This is a genomic window from Halorubrum sp. Atlit-26R (assembly GCF_003666015.1).
GTDB lineage: Archaea > Halobacteriota > Halobacteria > Halobacteriales > Haloferacaceae > Halorubrum.
In genome coordinates this window covers 1-713 of the sequence record NZ_QPLT01000220.1, presented here as the reverse complement: position 1 = coordinate 713, position 713 = coordinate 1, and the positions used below count along the sequence as shown (strand labels likewise).

Below are 713 nucleotides of genomic sequence, written 5' to 3'. Positions count from 1 at the left end.
AGTGGCTCAATCTCAGGAATCTCGCAACTAGTGGTGATGGAATATTATGGTACAGCACCACCAGCGCTTGGAGCTAGTGGAGCAGGGTTTGCTCTGCTGGGATACCTCGTTGTCGCAAACCCGATCGGGGACTACCTCTCTGGTCGAGCAATTATCGGTCTCGTTGTTGTTGGAGCGTCAGTGCTGACAATCTACTTCTCACCGTCAGGAAGCGGAATTATGGCACACTTCAGCGGGGCAGTAATCGGTATGATCGCAGGAAGATTCCATCTCCTGAATGCGGAGTAATCAGTTGTTGTCTGGTTCCGCTATTTGAACGTCATAATACACTCCTTGGTCGTTCTCCAGCGCGATATTTGTGAATAAAGAACTCAGGGAACACCAAATCCAACACACTTCAGAAACGTTGACTGTATCGAGGTTAACGAATGATTCCGCCATCTCCTCAATTTCGTCATATTCTGCTGAGACAGTTTGTATCGTCTCACCCTCCTGACTAGCGAATACTAGATCCATATCGACGTTTGCCCGTAGCCGAGGTTGGAAGAACCCATCTAGATTGAACGGCCCAAACACGTTCTCTCCATTACCTGAGAATTCGAGTGGGAATTCAGCGTCCTCTACATCATCTTCTGTGTAAATCGGTTGGTCTTCTACTGTGATACTCCAACTGATGCTATCGTCCGCTTCAATTTGTATCGCGTATTCTTCTG

Annotated in this window: 2 protein-coding genes; one reads left to right on the top strand and one right to left on the bottom strand. The window is 47.7% G+C overall.

The window, feature by feature from the left end:
* A partial coding sequence (locus tag DVK07_RS20235; RefSeq protein ID WP_147441280.1) for a rhomboid family intramembrane serine protease occupies positions 1–288 on the top strand: 288 nt, incomplete at its 5' end.
* On the opposite strand, the gene DVK07_RS22960 is transcribed toward DVK07_RS20235, so the two are convergent.
* Positions 289–713, bottom strand: a 425-nt coding sequence (locus tag DVK07_RS22960) for a hypothetical protein (RefSeq protein WP_158603209.1), incomplete at its 5' end; no start/stop codon positions are given.